The following is a 26,223-nucleotide window of genomic DNA, read 5'->3' on the forward strand; positions in this document are numbered from 1 at the left end:
CATGGATGCCGCGAGAGGCGTGCGGGGCCAGGGATGGCCCCTCACGCCGGGCCCCCGGCGCAATGATGGAGCGAGGGAAACGCAGTAACAGCCGAAGGCTGGTCACCCGACGAAGTCGGGCCGGATGCAGGGGCAAGTTTTTTGGTTCCTTTTCAACGATTGGAAAAGGGACTCGCCTGGGAAGGCGAAACCGGGACTCGCAGGCCACTCGATAAGCAGTTCAGCTCAGGACGCTCTAGCAACACTTAACGCAGACATAGCCAATGAATTCGCCCCCACAGCGGAGAGCAGAGCCGTCAGGCCGCCTTCTTCTCCACCGCCTTCTTCTTCGGTACCAGGTGCTTGGTCAGGCCCTGGAACCAGATCACCAGCCCGGGGTTGCCCTGGATCTGGATGTCCTTGTTCTGGATGCCCTGCATGAAGGCCAGCTGCTTGTTCTTCGCGCTCATGGTGGCGAAACCGTAGGCGCCGTCCTTGAAGCCGATGGCGAAGGCCGGCGCGCTGGCGGTGCCGCGTTTGCTGACCACGCGCTGGTCCTTGACGATGAAGTGACGGGCGATCTTGCCGTCCAGGGTGTGCAGCTGGAACACCAGGTCCTTGCCGGCCAGCTGCTGCTGGAACTCGGCATTGTCACGGCTGGCCTTGGTCATCAGGCGGCCCAGCATCCAGAGAAGAAAGCGGAATTTCATGCGCGCACGGTCTCGAAAGGTTGAGAAAACGGCGCATTGTAGCGATTTGCCGGCAGGACTACAGCCAGCCAAAAGGCGGGGCGGGGTGATAGTGGGTGAACTGCCCGGAACCTCCCCGGTTCCGGGCAGAAGAAGCTCAGTTCACAGCTTCTTTCAGCGACTTGCCCGGTTTGAAGGCGACGGTGTTGCTGGCCTTGATCTTCACCGGCTGACCGGTCTGCGGGTTCTTCCCAGTGCGGGCACCGCGGTGACGTTGCAGGAAGGTGCCGAAGCCCACCAGCGTCACGCTGTCCTTGCGATTCAGCGCGTTGGTGATTTCTTCGAGCACCGCATTGAGTACGCGATTGGCCTGATCCTTGGTGAGATCGGCCTTCTCGGCAATGGCGGCGGCGAGTTCCGGTTTACGCATAGATGCCTCTTTGACGGTTTGTTGTTTTTGTGTCCGTGCTGTTCTTCCAGAACAGCGCCCAAGGCGCCGCAACGGCTCTGCGCTGCGGCAGACCACGGGGAGGATGGCACGCCATTTGGCACTTCGCCAGTGTCCCGGAAGGGATTTCCGAATGAAGCGAAGGCCTAATCCGACAGAAGGGCTGACATTTATGCCAAAAGCGGCGGCAGCTCACGGTTCAGAGCCAGTTTCTCCTGCACTGCGGCGCCGGTCAGGGCATAGCCGAGCAGGCGCCCGGCGGCATCGCGGCAGAGCACCTTGATGTCCGCGCCAGAGCCTTCCACCGTCCAGTCGCCCTCCAGGCCACGGGGCGGCGGCGATACCACCAGCGGGCAGGCAGGCGTCTTCACCGTCACCGGCATCGCGCCGTAGTTCACCGCCGTCGGCGTACCCGCCAGCGTCTGCGCCAGGGCGCGGGCACAGGCCATCAGCGGCATCACATAGAGCAGGTTGAGTCCGTCCACCTCGGCGCAATCGCCCAGGGCGTAGATATTCGCGTGGGAGCTCTGCAGCTGGCGGTTCACCACCACTCCGCGGTTCACTTCCAGGCCCGCAGCGGCGGCCAGCTCGGTGCGCGGGCGCAGGCCCACGGCGGAGACCACCAGGTCGCAGCTGATGCGGGTACCGTCGGATAGCTCTGCTTCCAGCCCAGCATCGCCACGATCCAGGCGCGCCAGCACCGGCCCGAGATGGAAATGCGCGCCCAGGCCTTCCAGCCCGGCCTGCACCGCCGCGGCGGCAGCAGGGTGCAGCAGGCCCGGCATCACCTGTTCGCAGGGCGCCACCAGCTCCACCTGCAGCCCGCCCAGGCTGAGGTCATTGGCGAACTCGCAACCGATCAGGCCGGCGCCGAGGATCAGCACACGGCGTTTGCCGGCGGCGGCCGTGCGGAAACGCGCGTAGTCCTCCAGGTCGTTGATGGGGAAGATCGCATCCTGGGCGTCGCCTTCCACCGGCACGCGGATGGTGTCCGCGCCCCAGGCCAGCACCAGGTCGCGGTAGGGCACGGCTTCCTCGCCTATCCACAGGCGCTTGTGCCCCGGATCGATGCCGGTGATGCGGGTGTGGGTGCGGACTTCTGCCTTGAGCTGCTCGGCCATGGCGCCGGCCTCGGCCATGGCCAGGCCGTCGGCGTCCTTGTTCTTGCCGAAACCGGTGGAGAGCATGGGCTTGGAGTAGGAGCGGCCATCGTCGGCGCTGATCAGCAGCAGCGGGGTCTCGCTGTCCAGCTTGCGAAACTCCTTGGCCAGGTTGTAACCGGCCAGGCCGGTGCCGACTATCACCACGGGTGCACTCATTGCTCACTCCTGCTCGTGAAACGACGCGACGGCCCACGGGCCGTCGCTTGAATGGGGTTGGATGGCGGACGGATCAGGCGATCTCGATCATCTCGAAATCGATCTTGCCGACACCGCAATCGGGACAGACCCAGTCCGGCGGGATGTCTTCCCAGCGCGTGCCGGGGGCAATGCCTTCCTCGGGCAGCCCTTCGGCTTCGTCGTAGATGAAGCCGCAGACTATGCATTGCCACTTGCGCATGACCACCTCCGCCGGCGCGGATATCCGTACTGAACCTACTCCAATTGGCCGGCGGCAGCCAAGGGCCGCCATGCCGTTCCAGACAGAGGATAGGCCCTCCCGCGCAAAGACGAAAAAGCCGGCACTTGGCCGGCTCGTTCGACAGGGGACGGGATCAGTTGATCTCGATCATCTCGAAATCCAGCTTGCCCACGCCGCAATCGGGGCACAGCCAGTCTGCCGGGACGTCTTCCCAACGGGTGCCGGCGGCGATGCCCTCATCCGGCCAGCCCATGGATTCGTCGTAGACCAGGCCACACACCACGCATTGCCACTTCTTCATCACTCATTTACCTCGACTATCAGGCGTTCTCGACCTGTTGCCTCTGGTGGGCGCTAGCGGTCGGCTCAGGGCCGCTTTGTACTGCTTCGCCCGCCTGCGGGCAAGAGGCAGCCGACAGACACCGGCCGTGCTAATCTGCGCCGTCTTCAACCGCCCAAGCCCCCGCCCGTGCCCCACGCCGCCCTTGCCCATCCGCCTCGCTGGCTGACCGCCGCCCAGCTCCACCCCGCGCCTGCCGCCTGCGTCCGCGACTGGCTGTTCGACCAGGGTTCCCTGACCCGCCGGCTGACCGCCCTATCGGACAACGCCTTCAGCGTCACCCCGCTGGAGGAAGGCTGGCAGACGCTGCGCGCCGACGAATGCGTCGCCCTCGGCATTCCCGCCGGCAGCCAGGGCTGGGTTCGCGAGGTGTACCTGCGCGGCCATGGCGAGGTCTGGGTATTCGCCCGCAGCGTGGCCGCCCGCAGCGTGCTGGAAGGCTCGGGACTGGACCTGCACCAGCTCGGCAGCCGCTCCCTGGGCGAGCTGCTGTTCAGCGACCGCGCCTTCGACCGCGGCGCCATCGAAGTCGCCCGCTATCCCGCGCCCTGGCTGCCGACCGACGTGCGCGAAGAACGCCTCTGGGGGCGCCGCTCCTGCTTCTCGCGAGGGGAACTGGGGGTGCTGGTGGCGGAGATCTTCCTGCCCGCGCTGTGGCGCGAGGCCGGCGTCGAGGCCGTATAATCCGCTCTCCCAAGGAGAGCCGCCGATGTACCTCACGCTGCTGCAATCGCTGAATCGCCTGCATCCCCGCGCCATGGACTTCATCCAGCTGACCCGGCTGGACAAGCCCATCGGCATCTATCTGCTGCTCTGGCCCACACTCTGGGCCCTGTGGATAGCAGGCTCCGGCCACCCCAGCCTGAAGAACCTGGTGATCTTCATCCTCGGCGTGAACCTGATGCGCGCCGCCGGTTGCGTGATAAACGACTACGCCGACCGCAATATCGACGGCCATGTCAGCCGCACCCACGCCCGTCCCCTGGCCAGCGGTCGGGTCACCCCGCGCGAGGCGCTGGTGTTCTTCACCGTGCTGGTAGCGATCAGCTTCGTGCTGGTGCTCTTCACCAACGCCACCACCATCTGGCTATCCTTCGGCGGCCTGGCGCTCGCCGCCTGCTACCCCTTCATGAAGCGCTACACCTACTACCCGCAGGTGGTATTGGGTGCGGCTTTCTCCTGGGGCATGCCGATGGCCTTCACCGCCGAGACCGGCGAGCTGCCAGCCGCCGCCTGGCTACTGTATATCGCCAACTTGCTGTGGACGGTGGCCTACGACACCTACTACGCGATGACCGACCGCGAGGACGACCTGAAGATCGGGGTGAAGTCCACCGCCATCCTCTTCGGCGATGCCGACCGCCTTATCATCGCCATCCTGCAGGGCCTGGCCCTGCTCTGCCTGCTGCTGGCGGGCAACCGTTTCGAACTGGGGCTGTATTTCCACCTTGGCCTGGCGGCCGCTGCCGCCTGCTTCGCCTGGGAGTTCCATAGCACCCGTACGCGCGATCCCCAGGCCTGCTTCAAGGCCTTCCTGCACAACCACTGGGCGGGACTGGCGATCCTGGTGGGCATAGTCGCCGATTACGCGCTGCGCTGATCGCGACGCAGCGCGCACGCCGATTTGCGGCTGCCGGCCTGTGGAAAAACATTGGCGCGGCAGCCGCTTCAAGCACCGAATCGGCAATGCAGGCAGTTATCCACAGCCTGCTAGTAGGCTTCCGGCTTGGCGACGTGCCATACCCCCATCTTGCCGTCGCCGGTCACGTCGCCAGCCTTCTTGTCCATGACGAAGGTGTACAGCGGCTTGCCGTCATAGGCCCATTGCATCGAACCGTCGTCGCGCTTGACCACGCTCCATTCGCCTTCGGCCTTGGCGCTGGCATCGGCCATCAGCGGGGGCCAGTTCTGCGCGCACTGGCCGTTACAGGCAGACTTTCCGTCGGCGTCCTTGTCGTAGGTGTAGAGCGTCATGCCCTTGGCATCCACCAGCATGCCGTCCTTCTCCATCGCCGGCTCGGCTGCCAGACCCGACAGGGACCAACTCAGCAACGCACCGGCAAGCAACGGGACGAATCGGGGGGAAATTCTTCTCATTTTTTGCGCCTCTCCTCGGAATGAACAGCGATAGCCTGGCGGCAGCTGGATCACGACTTGAGGTCACAGCGATTCAGGACTGGGAAAGCCACGAACGCCCATTTCGAATGGCGCCCTGTGCCAGGCTCCGGACCGCCCTGGGTTGGCGGCGGCCTCATTCAGCTTAGACGAAGCCTTTAGCGGATTCGTTCGATATTCCGTCACGCCAGGGATGGAACTTTGGCAGCGCCTAACATTGCCTGTCACATCGCTGCAATAATTCCGTTATCTAATGCGGCGCAATCAGACATACACGCGATCTTTTCGAGGCCTGAACATGGTTGGCAAGAACATCCTGATAGTCGACGACGAAGCGCCGATCCGCGAGATGATCGCCGTCGCCCTCGAGATGGCCGGCTACGACTGCCTGGAAGCCGAAAATACCCAGCAGGCGCACGCCATCATCGTCGACCGCAAACCCGACTTGATCCTCCTCGACTGGATGCTGCCCGGCACCTCCGGCATCGAACTGGCCCGCCGCCTGAAGCGCGACGACCTGACCAACGACATCCCGATCATCATGCTCACCGCCAAGGGCGAAGAGGACAACAAGATCCAGGGCCTGGAGGTCGGCGCCGACGACTACATCACCAAGCCCTTCTCCCCGCGCGAACTGGTGGCCCGGCTCAAGGCGGTACTGCGCCGTGCCGGTCCCAGCGACGGCGAAGCGCCGATCGCCATCGGCGGTCTGCTGCTGGACCCCATCAGCCACCGCGTGACCATTGACGGCAAGCCGGCCGAGATGGGCCCCACCGAATACCGCCTGCTGCAATTCTTCATGACCCACCAGGAACGCGCCTACACCCGCGGCCAGTTGCTCGACCAGGTCTGGGGTGGCAACGTCTATGTCGAGGAGCGCACCGTCGACGTACACATCCGCCGCCTGCGCAAGGCGCTCGGCGAGGTATACGAAAATCTGGTTCAGACCGTTCGCGGCACCGGCTATCGTTTCTCCACCAAAAGCTGACCCGGGCCCCGCCGGGCCGACCACAAGGACGCGATAGGTGAATCACGACTGGCGCGGCGCTGTCATCCGCCGCCTGCTACTGCTGATCGGTGCCTGCCTGCTGGCAGGGCTGATCACCGGCTACTACGCCTGGGCCCTGGTCATCGGCCTCGGCGCCTACCTGGGCTGGACCCTGGTGCAACTGCTGCGCCTCTACAAATGGCTCAAGCAGCACCAGCCGGAGGAGCCGCCGCCGGATGGCTACGGCCTCTGGGGCGAGGTGTTCGACAGCATCTACCACCTGCAACGCCGCGACCAGCGCGTGCGCGGCCGCCTGCAGGCGGTGATCGACCGGGTGCAGGAATCCACCGCCGCCCTGAAGGACGCCGTGGTGATGCTCGACAGCGACGGCAACCTGGACTGGTGGAACCGCGCCGCGGAAACCCTGCTCGGCCTCAAGACCCCACAGGACAGCGGCCAGCCGGTGACCAACCTGATCCGCCACCCGCGCTTCAAGGAATACTTCGACCAGGGCAACTACAACGAGCCCCTGGACTTGCCCTCGCCGGTCAACGACCGCCTGCGCCTGCAATTCCACATCACCCAGTACGGCAACAGCGAACACCTGATGCTGGTCCGCGACGTCACCCGCCTCTACCACCTGGAGCAGATGCGCAAAGACTTCGTCGCCAACGTCTCCCACGAGCTGCGCACGCCGTTGACGGTGATCGCCGGCTACCTGGAGACCCTGCTGGACAACGTCGAAGACGTGAACCCGCGCTGGACCCGCGCCCTGCAGCAGATGAGCCAGCAAGGCGTGCGCATGCAGAACCTGCTCAACGACCTCCTGCTGCTGGCCAAGCTGGAAGCCACCGACTACCCCTCGGACAACCAGCCGGTGGCCATCGACCTGATACTGCTGCAGATCAAGGCCGACGCCCTCGCCCTGTCCGGCAACCGCCACCACCGCATCAGCCTGGAAGCCGATCACAACTACAAGCTGCGCGGCAGCGAGGCTGAGCTGCGCAGCGCCTTCTCCAACCTGGTGTTCAACGCCGTGAAGTACACCCCGGACGAAGGCGAGATCCGCATCCGCTGGTGGGGCGACGAGTCGGGCGCGCACCTGAGCGTGCAGGACAGCGGCATCGGCATCGAGACCAAGCACCTGCCGCGCCTGACTGAGCGCTTCTACCGTGTCGACTCCAGCCGCAACAGCAGCACCGGCGGCACCGGCCTGGGCCTGGCCATCGTCAAGCACGTGCTGATCCGCCATCGCGGCCGCCTCGACATCAGCTCGGTACTCAACCACGGCAGCACCTTCACCTGCCATTTCCCGGCCACCCAGGTCGCCCGGCGCGCTTGATCCCCGCCATACCCCGACTTGCAAACTCGGGGTACAGCCTTCAACCTTAGCCGGTCATTCGTCAGCAAAAACCATCCATGGACCCTTCCCCCAGTTCCAACTTTCTCGCCTATTTCGCCGATTTCGGCCTGATTCTCTTCGCCCTCTTCCTCGTGCTGCTCAACGGCTTCTTCGTGGCCGCCGAGTTCGCCATGGTCAAGCTGCGCTCCACCCGCGTCGAATCCATCGCCGACAAGCACGGCTGGCGCGGGCGCATCCTGCGCACCGTACACAACCAGCTGGACGCCTATCTCTCGGCCTGCCAGCTGGGCATCACCCTGGCCTCCCTGGGCCTCGGCTGGGTCGGCGAGCCGGCCTTCGCCCACCTGCTGCAGCCCCTGCTGCAAACCATCGGCATCGATTCGCCGAAGCTGGTCCACGGCATCGCCTTCTTCACCGCCTTCTTCATCATTTCCTACCTGCACATCGTGGTCGGCGAGCTGGCGCCCAAATCCTGGGCCATCCGCAAGCCGGAACTGCTGTCCCTCTGGACCGCCGTGCCGCTCTACCTCTTCTACTGGCTGATGTACCCGGCCATCTGGCTGCTCAACGCCAGCGCCAACACCATCCTGCGCATCGCAGGACAAGGCGAGCCCGGCCCACATCACGAGCACCACTACAGCCGCGACGAGCTCAAGCTGATCCTCCACTCCAGCCGCGCTCGCGACCCCAGCGACCAGGGCATGCGCGTGCTGGCCTCGGCCGTGGAGCTCGGTGAACTGGAAGTGGTGGACTGGGCCAACTCCCGGGAAGACCTGATCTACCTCGAACACGACGCGCCCCTGGCGGATATCCTCACCGTGATCCGCCGGCACAAGTACAGCCGTTACCCGGTGCACGACGACCAGAAGGGCGAGTTCATCGGCGTGTTGCACATCAAGGACCTGCTGCTGGCCCTGGCCGCCCTCGACAGCCTGCCGGAAACCTTCGACCTGGAAGAGCTCACCCATCCCCTGGAGCGGGTCACCAAGCACATGCCGCTGTCGCGCCTGCTGGAGCAGTTCCGCCAGGGCGGCTCGCACTTCGCCGTGGTCGAGGAGGCCGACGGCAAGGTGGTGGGCTTCCTGACCATGGAAGACGTGCTGGAAGTGCTGGTGGGCGATATCCAGGACGAGCACCGCAAGACCGAACGCGGCGTCCTCGCCTACCAGCCGGGCAAGCTGCTGGTACGCGGCGACACTCCGCTGTTCAAGGTGGAGCGCCTGCTCGGCATCGACCTCGACCATGTCGAGGCGGACACCCTCGCCGGCCTGATCTACGAAACCCTCAACCGCATGCCGGAAGAGGAAGAAGTGCTGGAGACCGACGGCCTGCGCATCATCGTGAAGAAGATGAAAGGCCCGAAGATCGTCCTGGCCAAGGTGCTCAAGCTGGACTGAGTAATTTATGTAGGTTGGGCTTCGCGTAGCTCAGCCCAACCTACCTCGACTCCGTGGGCCCTACTCCCCACCCACCGCGAAGTTCGGCAGGCTGTCCACCGGCTGGGCGAAATCGAAGGGGATGGATTCCAGCGCCAGGCCGATGTTGCGCTGGATGACGAAGTGCAGGTGCGGGCCGGTACTGTTGCCGGTGTTGCCGGAGCGGGCGATGCGTTCGCCCATGGCCACCTGCTGGCCTTCACGCACCTGTACCGAGCCGCGCATCAGGTGCAGGTAGACACCCATGGTGCCGTCGTCATGCAGGATGCGCACGAAGTTGCCGGAGGGGTTGTTGCCACGGCCGCTCTGGTCGTTCTCGATCTTCACCACCATGCCCGAGCGTGCCGCGACTATGGGAGTGCCTTCCGGCATGGCGATATCCAGGGCGTAGCGGCCCTTGGGGGTGAAGTGGCTGTAACGGCCATTGGCGCCCTGGGTCAGGCGGAAGGGCCCGCCCTGCCAGGGCAGCGGATAGCGGTAAAGCACCGGCTGCAGGCGTGGGTCGCCCAGGGCATAGCGCAGCTTGGGCTTGTAGCGCATGGGCCGGGAGGCATCTGCCGCGGCCAGGGTGGCCATGCGCATGCTGCTGCGCGGCGCCAGCACCCAGCGGATCGGCTGGTCCGGTACGCCGGAGACGTTCTCTGCCTGCTCGATGCGCAATTCCACTTCCACCGGGGCGAACAGTTCGTTGCGCAGCAGCAGCGTTTCACCGGCGGCGTGCTTTTTGGTTTCCAGCTTCACCGACAGGTCGAGGCGCTCCACCATGCGGTCGCGGAAGACGAACACCTTGGCGCCGGCCACGGCCTTGTCGGTATAGGTCACCACACCGTTGGCATCGGTGTACTTGTAAATGGTCAGTGCAGCCGCCGGCAGGCTTGCGCCGAGCAGCAGCACCAGAGAAAGGAATCGCCCCAGCATGTCGGCCCGTTGTTCTTCTGTGCTCCGTGTTGCCGAAGACTAGCAGCGCGGACTGCGGCGGGCGAGGCACCGTCCATCGGGCTGTGACGGGGTTGGCTGGGCGCTCAGGCGCCGGGGACGAAATGCTTCTGCGCAGTGCCGCGGGCGATCAGCCGAGACAAGTAATCGAGCTTCTGCGGATCGCGGTCGACGAAGCGGAAGGTCAGCAGCAGCCACTCGCTATCGGGCCGGGGCTCCAGGGCGGCGACCGCGTGCAGATAGCCATTGAGCCGCGCCACCTCGCCACCCTCGCCCTGCTCCAGATCGAGCACGGCGCTTTCCAGCACCTGCGGTAGCGGATCGCCACGCCGTACCACCAGTTGCGCGTCCTTCAGGCTCAGGGCCTTGATCACGCCGGCCAGCACACCCGCAGGCAGGCGCAGCTGGGCCTGGCCACGGCCACCGGGGGCCTGGGCGGCCGAACTGGTCGATGGCGCGGGCGCAGCGGGTTTGGCGCTCGGCGCCACAGGTGCGGCGGCGGGGCGAACCACCTCGGCCTTGCCACCGGTGAGGGCGGCCAGGGAGTCGTTGGCGAAACCACCGGCATTGGGCAACCGGTTGGGTGCGCTGGTCATCAGGTCTTCCAGGCGGCCGGAGCGGGTCAGCGCCTTCTTCACCTTGGTCACCAGCTGTTCATTGGAGAAGGGCTTTCCGATGTAGTCGGAGACGCCGGCCTGGATGGCCTGGATGACGTTCTCCTTGTCGCCGCGGCTGGTGACCATGATGAAGGGTGTGCCCTTCAGTCTTTCCTGCTCGCGGCACCAGGTGAGCAGTTCCAGGCCGGACATCTCGGGCATTTCCCAATCGCAGAGGATCAGGTCGACAGTGGCGCGGGCGAGCAACTGCTGGGCCTTGCGCCCATTGATCGCCTCTTCGATCTGGATGCCGGGGAAATGGTCGCGCAGCCCCTTCTTCAGCAGGTCGCGAATAAAGGACGCATCATCCACCACCAGCACATTGACCTTGCCCATCGACTGCTCCTCGGGAATCGGGGCTTAGCATAGCCTTGGCTGATAGCCCTTTGCCAAACCAGTTTTGGGCGATGACCTGTCGGACAGCTCGGAGTGATTGCGGCGATCGGTGGGGCCGGTACGACGACGCTGGAAAGCAAAACGCCCGGCGCAGGGCCGGGCGTTCGCTGGGAGGTTTCAGGCTCAGCTCTGGGAAGCGTCCTTGCCGCTGCCGTTGCCCTTCACTTCCTCGGTCATGCGCGCCAGGCCCAGGTGGCGAACGTCGGTGCCGCGCACGAGGTAGATCACCAGCTCGGAGATATTGCGCGCGTGGTCGCCGATGCGCTCCAGCGAGCGCAGGGCCCAGATGACGTTGAGCACGCGGCTGATGGCGCGCGGGTCTTCCATCATGTAGGTGACCAGTTCGCGCAGGGCGGTCTTGTACTCGCGGTCGATGTTCTTGTCGTACTGGGCCACGGAGAGGGCCAGGTCGGCGTCGAAGCGGGCGAAGGCGTCCAGTGCTTCCTGGACCATCTTGCGCACCTGGTCGCCGATGTGGCGCACCTCGACGTAACCGCGCGGCGCCACGCCTTCCTCGCAGAGCTGAATGGCGCGGCGGGCGATCTTCGAGGCCTCGTCGCCGATACGTTCGAGGTCGATCACCGACTTGGAGATGCTGATGATCAGGCGCAGGTCGGACGCCGCCGGCTGACGACGGGCGAGGATGCGCACGCACTCTTCGTCGATGTTGCGCTCCATCTGGTTGATGTGGTCGTCGATCTCGCGCACCTGCTGGGCGAGGCCCGAGTCGGCGTCGATCAGCGCGGTGACCGCGTCGTTGACCTGCTTCTCGACCAGGCCACCCATCGCCAGGAGGTGGCTGCGCACTTCCTCCAGTTCGGCGTTGAACTGCTGGGAGATGTGATGGGTGAGGCTGTCTTTGTCGATCATTTTTCAGTTCGCTCCGCGAAAGCTTCAAGCTGCAAGCTTCAAGCCGGTGGGTTCGTAGTCCTGAGCTGCCTTCACTTGCCGCCTGCAACGTGCGGCTTGCAGCTGTCGCGCGCCGCGCGACTAGCCGTAGCGACCGGTGATGTAGTCTTCGGTCTGCTTCTTGGCCGGGTTGGTGAACAGGGTGTCGGTGTCGCCGAATTCGATCAGCTTGCCCATGTACATGAAAGCGGTGTAGTCGGAAACCCGCGCCGCCTGCTGCATGTTGTGGGTCACGATGACGATGGTGTACTTGCTCTTCAGCTCGTAGATCAGCTCTTCCACCTTGAGGGTGGAGATCGGGTCCAGGGCCGAGCAGGGTTCATCGAGCAGCAGGACCTCGGGCTCCACCGCGATGGTGCGGGCGATCACCAGGCGCTGTTGCTGGCCACCGGAGAGGCCGAGGGCGGACTCGTGCAGGCGGTCCTTCACTTCGTCCCACAGGGCGGCGCCCTTGAGGGCCCACTCCACGGCTTCGTCGAGCACGCGCTTCTTGTTGATGCCCTGGATGCGCAGGCCGTAGACCACGTTCTCGTAGATGCTCTTGGGGAACGGGTTGGGTTTCTGGAACACCATGCCCACGCGGCGGCGCAGCTCGGCCACTTCCTCGCCCTTGCGGTAGATGTTCTTGCCGTCGAGGCGGATCTCGCCATCGACGCGGCAGCCGTCCACCAGGTCGTTCATGCGGTTGAAGCAGCGCAGCAGGGTCGACTTGCCGCAGCCGCTCGGGCCGATGAAGGCGGTCACGCGCTGTTTCGGGATATTCAGGCTGACATTGTGCAGCGCCTGCTTCTCACCATAGAAGAGGGACAGGCCCGGCACTTCGAGGGCAACGGTTTCCTCGGCCAGGCGCAGGTTCTGCTTGTCGCGGCCGAGGGCGGAAATGTTGACGCCGTGGCTGTGGGTTTCGTGTTGCATATTCACTCCGTTCGTAGCTTCGAGCTACAAGCTGTAAGCCTTGGGCAAAGCGAGCGGCGGTGGACTGATCAGCTGTCCAGCGCCTTGTATTTCTCACGCAGGTGGTTCCGGATGGCGACGGCCGAGAAGTTCAGCAGGGCGATCACCAGCACCAGCAGCAGCGCAGTGGCGTAGACCAGCGGGCGGGCGGCCTCGACGTTGGGGCTCTGGAAGCCGACGTCGTAGATGTGGAAGCCCAGGTGCATGATCTTCTGGTCCAGGTGCAGGTAGGGATAGTTGCCGTCCACCGGCAGGCTCGGGGCCAGCTTCACCACACCCACCAGCATCAGCGGCGCCACTTCACCGGCGGCGCGGGCCACGGCGAGAATCAGGCCGGTCATCATGGCCGGGCTGGCCATGGGCAGGACGACCTTCCAGAGGGTCTCGGCCTTGGTCGCGCCCAGGGCCAGGGAGCCTTCACGCACGGCACGGGGAATCCGCGCCAGGCCTTCCTCGGTGGCGACGATCACCACCGGCACGGCGAGTATCGCCAGGGTCAGCGAGGCCCAGAGCAGGCCCGGGGTGCCGAAGGTCGGCGCCGGAGCGGACTCGGGGAAGAACAGGCGGTCCAGCGAGCCACCCAGCACGTAGACGAAGAAGCCCAGGCCGAATACGCCGTAGACGATGGCCGGAACGCCCGCCAGGTTGTTCACCGCGATGCGGATCACCCGGGTCAGCACACCCTGCTTGGCGTACTCGCGCAGGTAGATGGCGGCGATCACGCCGAAGGGGGTGACGATCACGGCCATGATCAGGGTCATCATCACGGTGCCGAAGATGGCCGGGAATATGCCGCCTTCGGTGTTGGCCTCACGCGGGTCATCGGCGAGGAATTCCCAGAGCTTGGCGAAGTAGAAGCCGAGCTTGTCGAACAGGCCCATGGCGTTCGGCTGGTAGGCGTGGACGACCTTGCCAAGGCTGATTTCCTGTTCCTGGCCGCCGGCCTCGCGGACCACCACGCTGTCGCGGTTGAACTGCTGGTGCAAGTCCAGCAGCTGCGCTTCCAGGCCTTTGTAGCGGTTTTCCAGCTCGGCGCGCTCAGCGGCGATATCGGCCTGGGCTTCGGCGGTCAGGGTATCGCTCAGCTCGAGCTTGCGGGTATCCAGGCGCAGGCGCTCGAGACCGTGGTTGATGCCGCCGATGTCCTTCTTCTCCAGCTGGTAGAGCTGGGCATAGAGGTCGTCGACTCGTTGCAGGCGCTTTTGCAGCTCGGCCATGGCGGCCTCGCCTTCGGCCACCATCTGGCCATTCTCCTTCACGGCCACCAGGCGGCCGTAGAAGTTGCCCCACTCGCGGCGCTCCAGCACCAGCAGCTCGGCGGGAGTCTTCTGGTCTTTCAGCCAGTCGCCCACGACCCAAGTGAAGTCGCTGCCGTAGACGTCACGGTTGCCCACCTTGAGCAGCTCGCGGGTCATGAACTCCGGACCGTCTTCCGGCACAGGCAGACCAGCGCCCTTCAGGCGGGTGCGGGACACTTCCTCGACCTGCACTTCTTCGGCGATGACCTGCTTGGCAGCCTGGCCAGGCACCGAGTAGGACGCCTCCACCAGGTCAGCCGGCCAGAAGTGGCCAAGGCCGCGCACTGCAATTACCGAGAGCAGGCCGATGGTCATGATGACGGCGATGGACACCGCGCCGCCGCTCATCCAGACGCCCGGTGCGCCACTCTTGAACCAGTATTTCAGGGAAACCTTTTTCACGGATTTCTCCACCGCTTGAGTCTTTCAGTTCCTCCCGCCGAATGGCCGGAGGATTCGTGTTTTCTACCCCCTCTCCCTTCAGGGAGAGGGTTGGGGAGAGGGGGTCGGCGCGCGGCCAAGCGACCCTCTCCCGGTCCTGCGGACCACCCTCTCCCTGAAGGGAGAGGGTCATCGGATGCGCCTCTGCGAGGCGCGCTTTTAAAGAGAGGCGTACTTCTTCCGCAGACGCTGACGGATCAGCTCGGCCAGGGTGTTCATGATGAAGGTGAACGTCAGCAGCACCAGGGCGGAGAGGAACAGGACCCGATAGTGGGTACCGCCGACTTCCGACTCGGGCATTTCCACCGCCACGTTGGCGGCCAGGGTTCGCATGCCTTCGAAGATGTTCACTTCCATCACCGGGGTGTTGCCGGTGGCCATCAGCACGATCATGGTCTCGCCCACGGCACGGCCCAGGCCGATCATCAGGGCCGAGAAGATGCCCGGGCTGGCGGTGAGCAGGACCACGCGGGTCATGGTCTGCCAGGGCGTGGCGCCCAGGGCCAGGGAGCCGTAGGTCAGGCTGCGGGGCACGCTGAATACGGCGTCTTCGGCGATGGAGAAGATGTTCGGGATCACCGCGAAGCCCATGGCCAGGCCGACGATCAGGGCGTTGCGCTGGTCGTAGGTGATGCCGAGGTCATTACTGATCCACAGGCGCATGTCACCGCCGAAGAACCAGCTTTCCAGCGTCGGGCTCATGCCCAGGGCGATCCAGCCCACCAGGCCGACGACCGGGATCAGGATGGCCGCTTCCCAGCCGTCCGGTACGCGCAGGCGGATGGACTCGGGCAGGCGGCTCCAGGTGAAGCCGGCCAGCAGGATGCCGATGGGGGTCAGCAGCAGCAGGCTGAAGATGCCGGGCAGGTGGCCTTCCACATAGGGTGCCAGGAACAGGCCGGCGAAGAAGCCGAGGATCACGGTGGGCAGGGCTTCCATCAGCTCGATCACCGGCTTGACCTTGCGGCGCATGGACGGCGCCATGAAGTAAGCGGTGTAGATGGCTGCCGCGATGGCCAGCGGAGCGGCCAGCAGCATGGCGTAGAAGGCCGCCTTGAGGGTGCCGAAGGTCATCGGCGCCAGGCTCAGCTTGGGCTCGAAATCGGTGTTGGCGGCGGTGGATTGCCAGACGTACTTGGGCTCGTCATAGCTCTCGTACCAGACCTTGCCCCACAGCGCGCTGAAGGAGACTTCCGGGTGCGGGTTGTTGAGGCGGAACGGCAGCAGTTGGCCGCCCTCTTCCACCACCACACGGTTGGCGCGCGGGGACAGTGCCAGCAGGCCGGAACCATCGGTCACCGGCTCCACCAGCAGAGTGCGGTTGGCAGTGCTGTGGAACACGCCGAGGTGGCCGGTGGCATCCAGGGCGACGAAGCCCTTGCGGCGCTCTTCCGCGGTGATCTGCACCACCGGTGCGGTGCCCAGCTGGAAGTCGCGGATGTGCTTGAGGCGCGAGGAGCCGTCCGGATCGCGGGCCATGAACCATTGGGCGATGCCACCCTTGGAGTCGCCCACCATCAAGGAGATGCCGCCCAGCAGCATGGCGCTGGCGGTCACCTCACGCTCGCCGTCTTCCAGCAGCTTGTAGCGGCCGTTCAGGGCGTGCTCGCGCAGGCTGAAGACGTCGGCCTGGGCGCGGCCGTTGAGCACATAGAGCCACTGGTGGCGCGGGTCGATGTAGATGGCCTTGATCGGCTCGACCATCTGCGGCAGCTCGACGCTGCTCTGCTCCTGGGTGGTCTCCCCGGTGAGCATGTTCTCTTCGCTGACCACCTGCTGCACATGCAGCTGGTTGCCGGTGGAACCGGCCAGCATCAGAGCCTCGTCATTGATGCTGAGGGCAATGTGCTCCAGGGCGCGGCCCTGGGCGTCCAGCGCCATGGGCGCTTCACCGTAGGGGAAGCTGACCTGGGGCTCGATGGTCTTCTGGTTGTCCGGGTAGGTGACCTTGTAGCTGTGCTTGAAGATCAGCGCCTGGCCGTTGGACAGGCCCAGCACCACCAGCGGGCTGCCAGGCTGGTCCTGGCCGATGGACGCCACGCTGACGCCGGCCGGCAGCGGCAGTTGCTGGCGTTTCAGCAGGCTGCCGTCCTTCACCGAGAAGAACTGCACTTCGCCCTTGTCGGCGACGCGCATGCCCACCATGTTCTGTTCTTCGAGCGCCAGCAGCAGCGGCTTGCCGACATCCTGCTGCAACCAGGCCGGGTTCTGCACCTTCCGCGCCTTCAGTTCGGCGCCCTGGAACAGCGGCAGCACCACATAGGCCAGGTAGAAGAAGATCAGGGTGATGGCCCCGAGTACGGCGAGGCCGCCAACCAGCACGTACCAGTGGGTCAGGCGGTCCATCAGCGCACGGATCTTGCGCTTGCGCTGCATCGCCGGCGTGTTGAAGTCGATGCGGACGGGAGGGTTCGTCGAAGTTGTCAGGGAGTTGGCCAGGTCAGTCATGGATTCGGGCTCTTGCCACAGTCAGCGCGCGGGCTTTTACGATGGGCGCACAGCCTACGGTCTTCGTGTGACAGAAAGATTACAGCGAGTTGACGTGGCGAAGCCCACCCAGAGGAGGCCTCGGGCGGGCTTCTGCGACAGGGGTCTCCCGTCGCCCTTGCGTCCTTGCGGAGCGGCGCGCATAAGGCGGCCGCTCCCTTATCCGGCCTGGATTACAGGCCCAGATCCTTCAGTGCTTTTTCGGCGACTTTGGCCGGAACCGGGATGTAGCCGTCCTTGACGACGATTTCCTGGCCCTGCTTGGACAGCACCATCTTCACGAACTCGGCTTCCAGGGGAGCCAGCGGCTTGTTCGGCGCCTTGTTCACGTAGACGAACAGGAAGCGGGACAGCGGGTAGCTGCCGTTCAGGGCGTTCTGCTCGTTGTCTTCAACGAACTCGCCGCCTTCCTTCTTGGCCAGCGGAACGGTCTTCACGCTGGAAGTCTTGTAACCGATACCCGAGTAGCCGATGCCGTTGAGCGACTGGCTGATGGACTGCACCACGGAAGCCGAACCCGGCTGCTCGTTGACGTTACCCTTGAAGTCGCCTTTGCACAGGGCTTCTTCCTTGAAGTAGCCGTAGGTACCGGATACCGAGTTACGACCGAACAGTTGGATCGGCTGGCTGGCCAGATCGCCGGTCAGACCCAGCTCACCCCAGGTCTTGATGTTGCTGGTGCCGCCGCACAGGCGGTTGGCGGAGAAGATCGCGTCGACCTGTTTCATGGTCAGGCCTTTGATCGGGTTGTCCTTGTGCACGAAGATCGCCAGGGCGTCGACGGCCACCGGAACGGCGGTCGGCTTGTAGCCGTACTTCTCTTCGAAGGCCTGCAGCTCGACGTCCTTCATCTTGCGGCTCATCGGGCCCAGGTTGGCGGTGCCTTCGGTCAGAGCCGGCGGCGCGGTGGAGGAACCGGCGGCCTGGATCTGGATGTTCACGTTCGGGTACTCGCGCTTGTACGCCTCGGCCCACAGGGTCATCAGGTTGGCCAGGGTGTCGGAACCTACGCTGGAGAGGTTGCCGGAGACGCCAGTGGTTTTCTGGTAGGCCGGAATGGACGGGTCGACAGCGGCGACCGCACTGGCGGTGGCAACGCCGGCGGCGACGAAGGTCAGGGCCGCCATCAAACGCTTCAGTTTCATGCCTTGCTCCTAAGCAGGACGAGGGGGTTGAATGCAACGGGGGCCAGTATCGAGAGGCCGTATGACCACTCTATGAATTGATTGTGACAATTGGATGAATGGCCACCATCGCTTGTCCAACCTGGGATAGAGCCCGGAACACCTTCAGGAGACCACCCCATATGAAGCTCCATCCCCTGCTGCCCATCGCCGCCCTGGCGCTGTGCACAGCTTGCAGCCAACAGGCCCTGCGCGACATAGCGGAAGGCATCAGACCCGAAACGAAAGAGCCCATCGGCTGGCCCCGGGACACCACGCCGCAGGCCACCGATGGCGCCCGGGTGAATGCCTTCGCCGAGGGCCTGCAGCACCCCCTCTGGCTCTACGTGCTGCCCAATGGCGATGTGCTGGTGGCCGAAAGTGCCGCACCGGACACCCCCAGGCCCGCCGGCATCAAGGGCTGGTTTTCCGGCCTGTCCATGAAGAGTAGCGACGCCGAGGAAAAAAGCGTCAACCGCATTTCCCTGCTGCGGGACATCAACGGCGATGGCGTAGCCGACCTGCGCAGCACCTTCCTGAAAAATCTTCGTTCACCCTTCGGCATGGTGTTGGTGGGCAAGGACCTCTACGTGGCCAATGCCGACGCCCTGGTGCGCTTCCCCTATGTGAAGGGAGCGACCGAGATCAGCGAACCATCCACCTTGGTCACCGACCTGCCCGCCGGACTGAACCGTCACTGGACCAAGAACGTCATCGCCAGTCGCGACGGCCGCAAGCTCTATGTCACGGTCGGCTCCAACAGCAATGCCGGCGAGAATGGAATGGAGGTGGAGGAAGGCCGCGCGGCGATCTGGGAAGTGAATCGCGCCAGCGGCGCCAAACGCCTCTTCGCCACCGGCCTGCGCAACCCCCATGGCCTGGCCTGGGAGCCGCAGACCGGCAAGCTGTGGGCCGCCGTCATCGAGCGCGGCGAACTCGGCAGCGACCTGGTGCCGGACTACATCACTTCGGTGAAGGACGGCGGATTCTATGGCTGGCCCTACAGCCATTTCGGCCAGCATGTCGACGAACGCGTGCAGCCACAGCGGCCGGACCTGGTGGCCAAGGCCCTGGTGCCCGACTACGCCCTCGGCCCGCATACCGCCTCCATGGGCATCGCCTTCGCCAAGGGCAGCAAGCTGCCGAAGTTCCGCAACGGTCTGTTCGTGAGCCAGCGCGGCTCCTGGATCCGCAAACCCGACAATGGCTACAAGGTGATCTTCGTGCCCTTCCGCAATGGCAAGCCCCACGGCCAGCCGATGGACGTGCTGACCGGCTTCCTCGACGCCGAGGGCAATGTCCGGGGTCGCCCGGTGGATGTGAGGCTGGACCTCAAGGGCGCCCTGCTGGTGACGGACGACGTAGGCAACAAGGTTTGGCGGGTGAGTGCGGCGAAGAAGTGAGCCGCCGCAAGCAAAGCCCGAGACGGATATGAAACGGTAGGAGCGAGTTCTGCTCGCGAAGCCCTGCGCCGGGGCCGTTCGCGAGCAAGCTCGCTCCTACGTCCGCTCGCCGATCAGCGCTTCTTCGCGACCAGGAACACACCAATCAGCATCGCCACACCGCACAGGGCGGCGACGTAGTAGGCCGGGCCCAGGCTGTCCCACTTCATCAGCAGCGACACCACCATGGGCGTCAGGCCGCCGAAGATGGCGTAGGCCAGGTTGTAGGAGAACGACAGCCCGGAGAAGCGCACCACCGCCGGGAAGGCCCTGACCATCACATAGGGCACCGCGCCTATGGTGCCGACGAACAGGCCGGTCAGCGCATAGAGCGGGAACAGCCAGTCCGGGTTGGCCTTGAGGCTGGTGTAGAAGGTCCAGGAGCTGGTCGCCAGCAGCAGGCCGCCGATCAGCAGGACACGCCCGGCGCCGAAGCGGTCGGACAGCACGCCCGCGGCGACGCAGCCGATGGACAGCAGGACGATGGCCAGGCTGTTGGCCTTGAGCGCGGTGGCGGCCTCGAAGCCGTAGACCGTCTGCAGCAGGGTCGGGGTCATCAGGATCACCACCACAATGGCGGCGGACAGCACCCAGGTCAGCAGCATGGACAGTACGACGGCACCGCGATGACCCCGCAGCACGGTCTTCAACGGCACCTCGTCGGCCAGCGCCTTGCGCTGCTGCAGCTCGGCGAACACCGGGGTCTCATGCAGCCACTGGCGCAGGTAGACGGCGAAGAATCCGAATACGCCGCCCACCAGGAAGGGCAGGCGCCAGGCCCAGTCCAGCACTTCGGCGGGGGTATAGAGGCTGTTGATCAGGGTCGCCATCAGCGAACCCAGCAGGATGCCGGCGGTGAGGCCCGAGGTCAGGGTGCCGCAGGCGTAGCCGATATGCCGCGTCGGCACGTGCTCGGAGACGAAGACCCAGGCACCCGGCACTTCGCCGCCGATGGCCGCGCCCTGCACGACACGCATCAGGAGCAGCGCTATCGGCGCCCAGATGCCGATCTGCGCGTAGGTGGGCAGGAGCCCCATCACCAGGGTGGGCACCGCCATCAGGAAGATGCTCAGGGTGAACATGCGTTTGCGCCCCAGCAGGTCGCCGAAGTGCGCCATGACGATGCCGCCCAGGGGCCGCGCCAGGTAACCGGCGGCGAAGATGCCGAAGGTCTGCAGCTGGCGCAGCCATTCCGGCATCTCGGCGGGGAAGAACAGCTTGCCCACCACCGCGGCGAAGAACACGAAGATGATGAAGTCGTAGAACTCCAGGGCGCCGCCGAGGGCGGACAGCGACAGGGTCTTGTAGTCGCTGCGGGTCAGCGGACGCGAGGCGGGCGCCTCGGGGGCGAGCACGGAAGCCATGTGAGGGAATCTCGTCTGGGGCGGGCAGGACGTTTGCCGCTACTTGGGCGGAAAATCGCTTGGCAACATATCAAAAAGCGTTAAATGTACACAGTGTCAGCCACAAAACCGCCGGCTGCGCGCTGCGGCGGTCGTTTCGTGGCGCCCGGTGGCTATATACTGTGCGCTGTTCAGCGCAGGTCGGCATGCAGTGGGTCGGCTGGCGCACAGGTAGGAGCGGGGCATCGCCCCTTTCCAGGCATCGGCGCCACACACACGAAACAGGCAGTCCCGGCATGATCGACATCGAAGAAGAAGAGAACCTCACCCCGCAAGGCGACCTGGCCCTGCAGCTCACCGCGCTCCCGCGGGAAACCAACGGCTTCGGTGATATCTACGGCGGCTGGCTGGTATCCCAGATGGACCTGGCGGGCACCGCCATGGCCAGCAAGGTAGCCGCGGGCCGCGTGGCCACGGTGGCCATCGACCGCATGGCCTTCCTGGTGCCGGTGGCCGTGGGCGCCCAGCTCTCCTTCTATACCCAGACCCTGGAGATCGGCCGCAGCTCCATCCAGATGCTGGTGGAAGTCTGGAGCGACGACCCGCTCTCCAGCGAATGGCGCAAGGTTACCGAGGCGGTGTTCGTCTTCGTCGCCATCGACGGCAGCGGCCGCACCCGCCCGGTCCCGCAGCGGCGCGGCTGATTCGACTCGCTAGCCCCCTCCCTCCGGGAGCGGGGTTGAGGCGAGGGATGCCGAGTTTCGTAGGTTGGGCAGAGCGAAGCGAAGCCCAACGCGGAGCCCGGAGACGCATTCGTTGGGCTTCGTCGAACTCAGCCCAACCTACGAAGGCCTCTACTCCAGCCGCAGTGCATCCACCGGATGCAGCTTCGCTGCACGCCTCGCCGGCGCCAGCCCGGCGCCTATTCCCACCAGCGCCGAGAGCAGCAGCGCCAGCAGTACCAGCGGCGGGCTCAGGCTCAGGGGCAGCCCTGGCACCAGCCAGTGCAGCAGCACCAGCAGCACGCCGACCACCAGCAGGCCAAGCAGGCCGCCCAACACCGAGAGCAGGGTCGCCTCGGCGAGGAACAGCGCCAGCACCTGGCGTGGCGCGGCACCCACCGCTCGGAGCAGGCCGATCTCGGCAGTCCGCTCGCCGACCGTGGTGGTCATGATGGTGAGGATGCCTACCGCCCCCACCAGCAATGAAATGCCCCCCAGGGCGGCGATGCCCAGGGTGAGGGTGGCGAGTATCCGGTTGAGGCTGCCCAGCAGGTCGCTCTGGGAGGTCAGGCGGAAGTCCTCGCGGCCATGCCGCTGCACCAGCAGCCGGCGCACCTGCCCGGCGAAAGCCTCGGCCGGGGTGCTCTGGTCGAACAGCACATGGATCTTCACCAGGCCAACGCGATTGAACAGGCTCTCCGCCCAATCGACGGGTATGTAGGCGATATCGTCGAGATCGAAACCCAGCAGGTTGCCCTTGCTCGCCATCACCCCGATCACCCGGAAACTCATGCCGCCCACCCGCACCCGCCGGCCCACGGGGTTGGCCTTCCCGAACAGCTCCTCGCCCAGCTTCGAGCCCAGCACTACATAAGGTGGCGTACGGCCGTCCCGCGAGGGCGGCAGGAACTGCCCCTGGGCCATGTGCACGCGCCAGGCGGCGGCCAGTTGCGAGCCGCTGCCGAGTATGTCCACCCGCCGCTTGCGGGCACCGGTCTGGATATCGCCATTGCCCTGGATGATGGGCACCACGGCCTCCGCGTGGGGCAGGCGGCCGAGGGCATCGGCGTCGGCGATGGACAGCGGCCGCGCACTGGCGAGGATGCCGCCGATACCGCCGGTGGGCAGGGTGCCGGGACGCACCGTGACCACCCGAGTGCCGAACTGGGCGAAGCTATCCAGCACCCGGTCACGCAGGCCTTCGCCCATGGCCGTGAGCAACGCCACCGCGGCGATGCCGATGGCCACCCCGAGCAGGGTCAGCAGACTGCGCAGGGGCTGGCTGGTGAGGGCCGAGCCGCACAGCCCGAGGCCGTCGCGCCAGCGCATCAGCGGCCGCCCTGCGGGCGCAGCGCCTGCACCGGTGCCTGGGCCGCAGCGTGGTTGGCCGGTAGCCAGGCGAACAACAGCGCCGCGCCCAGGGCCAAGGCCGGTGCGCCCAGGCGCGCCCACCAGGGCGCATACAGCGGCAGGCCGCTGGCCAGCCTTCCGACCCAGAGCAGCAACTCACCCAGCCCCAGCCCCAGCCCTGCGCCGAGCAGCGCCAGCAGCGCCGCCTCACCGAGGAACAGCAGGCGCACCTGGGCCGAGCTGGCGCCTATGGCCTTGAGCAGGCCGATCTCGGCGGTGCGCTGCAGCACGGCGATCCAGGTGACGTTCATGATCAGGATGCCGGCCACCAGCAGGCTGATGGCGGCGATGCCGGCCAGCGCCAGGGTCAGGCCGTCGAGGATGCCGTCGAAGGCGGCGAGCATGGAATCCTGACTGAGCAGGGTGACGTCTTCCTCGCCCTGGTGCCGTTCCGTGAGGGCCGCCAGTACCTGCCGCCGGGCGCTGGCCATGTAGCTAGGGCCACGCACTTCGACGAAGACGCGGAACAGCCCATCGCGGTCGAACAACACCTCGGCACTGGCCACCGGGATGATCAGCGCCTCGGAGAAATCCATGCCCAGGGATTCGCCGCGCTCATCCAGCACCCCCACCACCCGGAAGCGCCGGTCGCCGGCACGCAGCCACTGGCCCAGGGCCGGAGCATTGCCGAACAGGTCGCGGCGCAGGCGGCTGCCGATCACGCAGACCTCCTCCGCCTGTCCCGGCTCCAGCTCCGGCAGCGCGCGCCCCTGGGCGAGATGCAGTTGGCGGATGGCGAAGAAGGCGCGGGTGGTGCCCAGGGCCAGGGTCTCGCGGTTGCGGTTGTCGCGGCTGACCTCCAACTGCCCGGCATGCAGCGGCGCCACCCGGCGCACCGCCGGCAGGCGGCCGAGCGCCGTGGCGTCGGCCTGGGTCAGGGGCCGTGGAGCCATGCCGGTGATGGGCGGCATGCCGCCGGTGGTCTCGTTACGCCCCGGCAGGACGATGAGGATGTCGCGCCCGAGCAGGGAAAACTCCCCCAGCACGTAGGCCCGCGCGCCCTGCCCCAGACCACCCAGCAGGGTCACGGCGAACACGCCGATGGCGATGGCCAGCAAGAGCATGGCGCTGCGCGAGCGGTGTCCGCGAAGGGCACCGAACCAGAGCTGGCAGGCGTCCAGCGGATCCATCAGGCGGCACCCTGGCGGCGATCGCAGAAGATGCGCCCGTCGCGCATCTGCACTTGGCGGCGGGCGCGGGCGGCATGCTGGGCGTCGTGGGTGACCAGGATCAGGGTCAGCCCCTCGACGTTCAGCTCCTCCAGCAGGTCCACCACCTCGGCGCCGGACTGGCTGTCGAGGTTTCCGGTGGGCTCATCGGCCAGCAGCAGCCGGGGCTGCATCACCATGGCGCGGGCGATGGCCACCCGCTGGCGCTGGCCGCCGGACAGCTCGGCCGGATGGTGCCGCAGGCGCTCGCCCAGCCCCAGGCGCTCGGCCAGATGCAGGCTGCGGCGGCGCCGTTCGGCGGGGTCGATGCCAGCCAGGAGCATGGGCAGCTCGATATTCTCCTGGGCGGTCAGCCGTGAAATCAGGTGGAAGGACTGGAAGACGAAGCCGATCAGGCGGCTGCGCAGGGCGGCACGGCGTTCCTCGCCGAGGCAGGCGGTTGCCTCCTCGTCCAGCCAGAACTCGCCACTGTCCGGCGCATCCAGCAGGCCGAGGATATTCAGCAGTGTGGACTTGCCGGAGCCGGAAACGCCGGTGATGGCGAGGTACTCGCCATCGGCCACCTCCAGGTCGAGGCAATCGACGCCGCGCACCCGCTGCTCGCCAAGCTGGAAGCAACGACTGATCTGGTGCATGAGGATCACGGGGCGCGCTCCGCGGGTTCGCCGCTGGGGCTGACCACGCTGCCATCGATCAGGCCTTCATGGTCCAGGCTGGGGATGATCCGATCGCCGGCAGCCAGGCCACCCTTGACCTCGCTCCAGCGCCAGTTGGCCAGGCCGATTTCCACCTTTTGCTCACGCAGGTGGCCGTTGCCGGGGTCATAACGCAGCACCTTGCCGCCCTCCAGCAGGCTCTCGGTCGGTACCCGCAGTGCCTGCTCGCGCTGTGCCAGGAGGATTTCCACATCGGCGCTGTAACCGCTGAGCAACATCAGGTCCCGGGGTACCCGCTCGAACTTCACTTCGATGTCGACGGTGCGCGCCTGCTTCTCCAGCTCGCGGACGAAGGGCGCGATGCGGCTGACCCGGCCCTCGAAGCTGCGTCCGCGGAAAGCGTCGAGGGTGATGCGCACTGGCATGCCGGGCCGCACCAGGGCGGCGTCCACTTCATCGATGGGCGCTTCGACATAGAGGCACTGGTCGTCGATCAGGTCCACTGCCGGCGGCGTCGGTATGCCCGGCGGCGACGGGGTGACCACTTCGCCCAGCTCACCGTTGATTTCCGCCACTATACCGGCGAAGGGCGCGCGCAAGGTGGCCTGGTCCAGCTGTGCCAGCTGCAGGTCCAGGCTGGCTTCGGCTTCGCGGATCTTCGCTTCGCCGCCACTGCACAAGAGTTGCGACAGACGCGCGCGGGTGGTGCTCTGGTCCAGCACGTCCTGGGAGGCCAGCTTGCGTTCGGCCAGGCGATCGAGACGCTGCAGGTCGCGCTGGTCCTGGCTGGCCTGGCTGCAGCTCTGCTCGCGCAGGTTGCGCTGCGCGTCGAGGCGCGCACGGGCTTCTTCGACCCGCGCCTGCAGGTCGTCCTGGCGCAGGCGCATGAGCACGTCGCCGGCCTGCACCCGTTGTCCGGCGTGGATCAGCAGTTCGCTGACCTGGCCGCCGGTCTTGAAGGAAAGGTGGGCACGCCTGCACGCCTTCACGGTACCGGCACGGGTATTGGCCACCAGGGTTTCCACCGCGCCATTGGCCACTTCCACCAGTTGCACGGGAATCGGGTCGGGGCGCACCCAGAATCCGGCCAGCATCATCAGAGGGACAAAAATAGGAATAATTATCAGTAACTTGCGCATGGCACCGCTCCACTTGTGAGTGGCTCAAGCAGAGTTTAGGTCGGTCGCTATGACCGCTTTCGGCACCAACGTCCCGCTGTCTCCGGCCCCTTCCCAGGGAACGCCCTTAAATCACGACCTTAGCGGCACCTCGCAACCGGACCTGGAAATTGGCCTTCTGACC

The 26,223-nt window shown here is 65.8% G+C and carries 25 protein-coding genes; 7 read left to right on the forward strand and 18 right to left on the reverse strand.

What is annotated here, in order from left to right:
- Positions 1-296: 296 nt before the first annotated feature.
- The 5 genes from E8F11_RS26960 to E8F11_RS26980 form a co-directional block, all read right to left on the reverse strand.
- Complete coding sequence (locus E8F11_RS26960) at positions 297-689, reverse strand: helicase (RefSeq protein ID WP_280291983.1); 393 nt, start codon at positions 687-689, stop codon at positions 297-299.
- Between the two features lie 136 nt (positions 690-825).
- Positions 826-1,098: an HU family DNA-binding protein gene (locus E8F11_RS26965; protein WP_016495401.1), complete on the reverse strand. Its 273-nt coding sequence runs from the start codon at positions 1,096-1,098 to the stop codon at positions 826-828.
- Positions 1,099-1,286: 188 nt separating this feature from the next.
- Positions 1,287-2,435, reverse strand: a complete 1,149-nt coding sequence (locus tag E8F11_RS26970) for an FAD-dependent oxidoreductase (RefSeq protein WP_280291984.1) — start codon at positions 2,433-2,435, stop codon at positions 1,287-1,289.
- 73 nt (positions 2,436-2,508) lie between these two features.
- Positions 2,509-2,676 (reverse strand): rubredoxin, encoded by a 168-nt coding sequence (locus E8F11_RS26975; protein WP_028626916.1) that lies wholly within the window; start codon positions 2,674-2,676, stop codon positions 2,509-2,511.
- 154 nt (positions 2,677-2,830) lie between these two features.
- Positions 2,831-2,998, reverse strand: coding sequence for a rubredoxin (locus E8F11_RS26980; RefSeq protein ID WP_280291985.1), 168 nt, complete (start codon positions 2,996-2,998; stop codon positions 2,831-2,833).
- A 168-nt stretch (positions 2,999-3,166) separates the two neighbouring features.
- On the opposite strand from E8F11_RS26980, the gene E8F11_RS26985 reads away from it, so the two are divergent.
- Both E8F11_RS26985 and ubiA read left to right on the forward strand, forming a co-directional pair.
- Positions 3,167-3,721, forward strand: a complete 555-nt coding sequence (locus E8F11_RS26985) for a chorismate lyase (protein WP_280291986.1) — start codon at positions 3,167-3,169, stop codon at positions 3,719-3,721.
- Positions 3,722-3,746: 25 nt separating this feature from the next.
- Positions 3,747-4,637 (forward strand): 4-hydroxybenzoate octaprenyltransferase, encoded by an 891-nt coding sequence (ubiA, locus tag E8F11_RS26990; RefSeq protein ID WP_280291987.1) that lies wholly within the window; start codon positions 3,747-3,749, stop codon positions 4,635-4,637.
- A gap of 110 nt (positions 4,638-4,747) precedes the next feature.
- Here ubiA and E8F11_RS26995 read toward each other — a convergent pair whose 3' ends face one another.
- A complete protein-coding gene (locus E8F11_RS26995; RefSeq protein ID WP_280291988.1) occupies positions 4,748-5,134 on the reverse strand; it encodes a hypothetical protein in 387 nt (128 codons plus the stop codon).
- A gap of 316 nt (positions 5,135-5,450) precedes the next feature.
- Between E8F11_RS26995 and phoB the strand changes: the two genes are divergently transcribed.
- From phoB to E8F11_RS27010, 3 genes are all read left to right on the forward strand, one after another.
- Positions 5,451-6,140: a phosphate regulon transcriptional regulator PhoB gene (gene phoB, locus E8F11_RS27000; protein ID WP_016495408.1), complete on the forward strand. Its 690-nt coding sequence runs from the start codon at positions 5,451-5,453 to the stop codon at positions 6,138-6,140.
- Positions 6,141-6,177: 37 nt separating this feature from the next.
- Positions 6,178-7,482 carry a phosphate regulon sensor histidine kinase PhoR gene (phoR, locus tag E8F11_RS27005; protein WP_280291989.1) on the forward strand — a complete coding sequence of 435 codons (1,305 nt, stop codon included), beginning with the start codon at positions 6,178-6,180 and terminating at the stop codon, positions 7,480-7,482.
- Between the two features lie 77 nt (positions 7,483-7,559).
- Positions 7,560-8,900 (forward strand): hemolysin family protein, encoded by a 1,341-nt coding sequence (locus tag E8F11_RS27010; protein WP_280291990.1) that lies wholly within the window; start codon positions 7,560-7,562, stop codon positions 8,898-8,900.
- A 60-nt stretch (positions 8,901-8,960) separates the two neighbouring features.
- On the opposite strand, the gene E8F11_RS27015 is transcribed toward E8F11_RS27010, so the two are convergent.
- The 7 genes from E8F11_RS27015 to E8F11_RS27045 form a co-directional block, all read right to left on the reverse strand.
- Complete coding sequence (locus E8F11_RS27015) at positions 8,961-9,857, reverse strand: peptidoglycan DD-metalloendopeptidase family protein (protein ID WP_280291991.1); 897 nt, start codon at positions 9,855-9,857, stop codon at positions 8,961-8,963.
- 104 nt (positions 9,858-9,961) lie between these two features.
- Positions 9,962-10,867: a response regulator gene (locus E8F11_RS27020; RefSeq protein WP_280291992.1), complete on the reverse strand. Its 906-nt coding sequence runs from the start codon at positions 10,865-10,867 to the stop codon at positions 9,962-9,964.
- 183 nt (positions 10,868-11,050) lie between these two features.
- The gene (phoU, locus tag E8F11_RS27025; protein ID WP_280291993.1) at positions 11,051-11,797 is read right to left on the reverse strand and encodes a phosphate signaling complex protein PhoU; all 747 of its coding nucleotides are present in this window, start codon (positions 11,795-11,797) and stop codon (positions 11,051-11,053) included.
- A 120-nt stretch (positions 11,798-11,917) separates the two neighbouring features.
- Positions 11,918-12,751 carry a phosphate ABC transporter ATP-binding protein PstB gene (pstB, locus tag E8F11_RS27030; RefSeq protein ID WP_280291994.1) on the reverse strand — a complete coding sequence of 278 codons (834 nt, stop codon included), beginning with the start codon at positions 12,749-12,751 and terminating at the stop codon, positions 11,918-11,920.
- A 68-nt stretch (positions 12,752-12,819) separates the two neighbouring features.
- A complete protein-coding gene (gene pstA, locus E8F11_RS27035) occupies positions 12,820-14,436 on the reverse strand; it encodes a phosphate ABC transporter permease PstA (protein WP_280292197.1) in 1,617 nt (538 codons plus the stop codon).
- A 252-nt stretch (positions 14,437-14,688) separates the two neighbouring features.
- Complete coding sequence (locus E8F11_RS27040; protein ID WP_280292198.1) at positions 14,689-16,674, reverse strand: ABC transporter permease subunit; 1,986 nt, start codon at positions 16,672-16,674, stop codon at positions 14,689-14,691.
- A 515-nt stretch (positions 16,675-17,189) separates the two neighbouring features.
- Positions 17,190-18,161 (reverse strand): phosphate ABC transporter substrate-binding protein PstS family protein, encoded by a 972-nt coding sequence (locus E8F11_RS27045; RefSeq protein ID WP_280291995.1) that lies wholly within the window; start codon positions 18,159-18,161, stop codon positions 17,190-17,192.
- A gap of 161 nt (positions 18,162-18,322) precedes the next feature.
- Between E8F11_RS27045 and E8F11_RS27050 the strand changes: the two genes are divergently transcribed.
- Positions 18,323-19,582 (forward strand): sorbosone dehydrogenase family protein, encoded by a 1,260-nt coding sequence (locus E8F11_RS27050; protein WP_280291996.1) that lies wholly within the window; start codon positions 18,323-18,325, stop codon positions 19,580-19,582.
- A 113-nt stretch (positions 19,583-19,695) separates the two neighbouring features.
- Here E8F11_RS27050 and E8F11_RS27055 read toward each other — a convergent pair whose 3' ends face one another.
- Complete coding sequence (locus tag E8F11_RS27055) at positions 19,696-20,985, reverse strand: MFS transporter (RefSeq protein ID WP_280291997.1); 1,290 nt, start codon at positions 20,983-20,985, stop codon at positions 19,696-19,698.
- Positions 20,986-21,260: 275 nt separating this feature from the next.
- Between E8F11_RS27055 and E8F11_RS27060 the strand changes: the two genes are divergently transcribed.
- Complete coding sequence (locus tag E8F11_RS27060) at positions 21,261-21,668, forward strand: acyl-CoA thioesterase (RefSeq protein ID WP_280291998.1); 408 nt, start codon at positions 21,261-21,263, stop codon at positions 21,666-21,668.
- 150 nt (positions 21,669-21,818) lie between these two features.
- On the opposite strand, the gene E8F11_RS27065 is transcribed toward E8F11_RS27060, so the two are convergent.
- Genes E8F11_RS27065 through E8F11_RS27080 form a run of 4 tightly spaced genes read right to left on the reverse strand, consistent with a single transcriptional unit; the run spans position 21,819 to position 26,060 of the window.
- A complete protein-coding gene (locus tag E8F11_RS27065; protein WP_280291999.1) occupies positions 21,819-23,015 on the reverse strand; it encodes an ABC transporter permease in 1,197 nt (398 codons plus the stop codon).
- Complete coding sequence (locus E8F11_RS27070; protein ID WP_280292000.1) at positions 23,015-24,226, reverse strand: ABC transporter permease; 1,212 nt, start codon at positions 24,224-24,226, stop codon at positions 23,015-23,017. The genes E8F11_RS27065 and E8F11_RS27070 overlap by 1 nt, the downstream gene beginning before the upstream one ends.
- Positions 24,226-24,900 (reverse strand): ABC transporter ATP-binding protein, encoded by a 675-nt coding sequence (locus E8F11_RS27075; protein WP_280292199.1) that lies wholly within the window; start codon positions 24,898-24,900, stop codon positions 24,226-24,228. Before E8F11_RS27075 ends, E8F11_RS27070 begins: the two co-directional genes overlap by 1 nt.
- Positions 24,901-24,905: 5 nt before the next feature.
- Entirely contained in the window at positions 24,906-26,060 is a 1,155-nt protein-coding gene (locus E8F11_RS27080) for an efflux RND transporter periplasmic adaptor subunit (protein ID WP_280292001.1), read from the reverse strand.
- Positions 26,061-26,223 lie beyond the last annotated feature (163 nt).

This window comes from Pseudomonas sp. BN417 (assembly GCF_029871205.1).
In the GTDB taxonomy this organism is placed as follows: domain Bacteria; phylum Pseudomonadota; class Gammaproteobacteria; order Pseudomonadales; family Pseudomonadaceae; genus Metapseudomonas.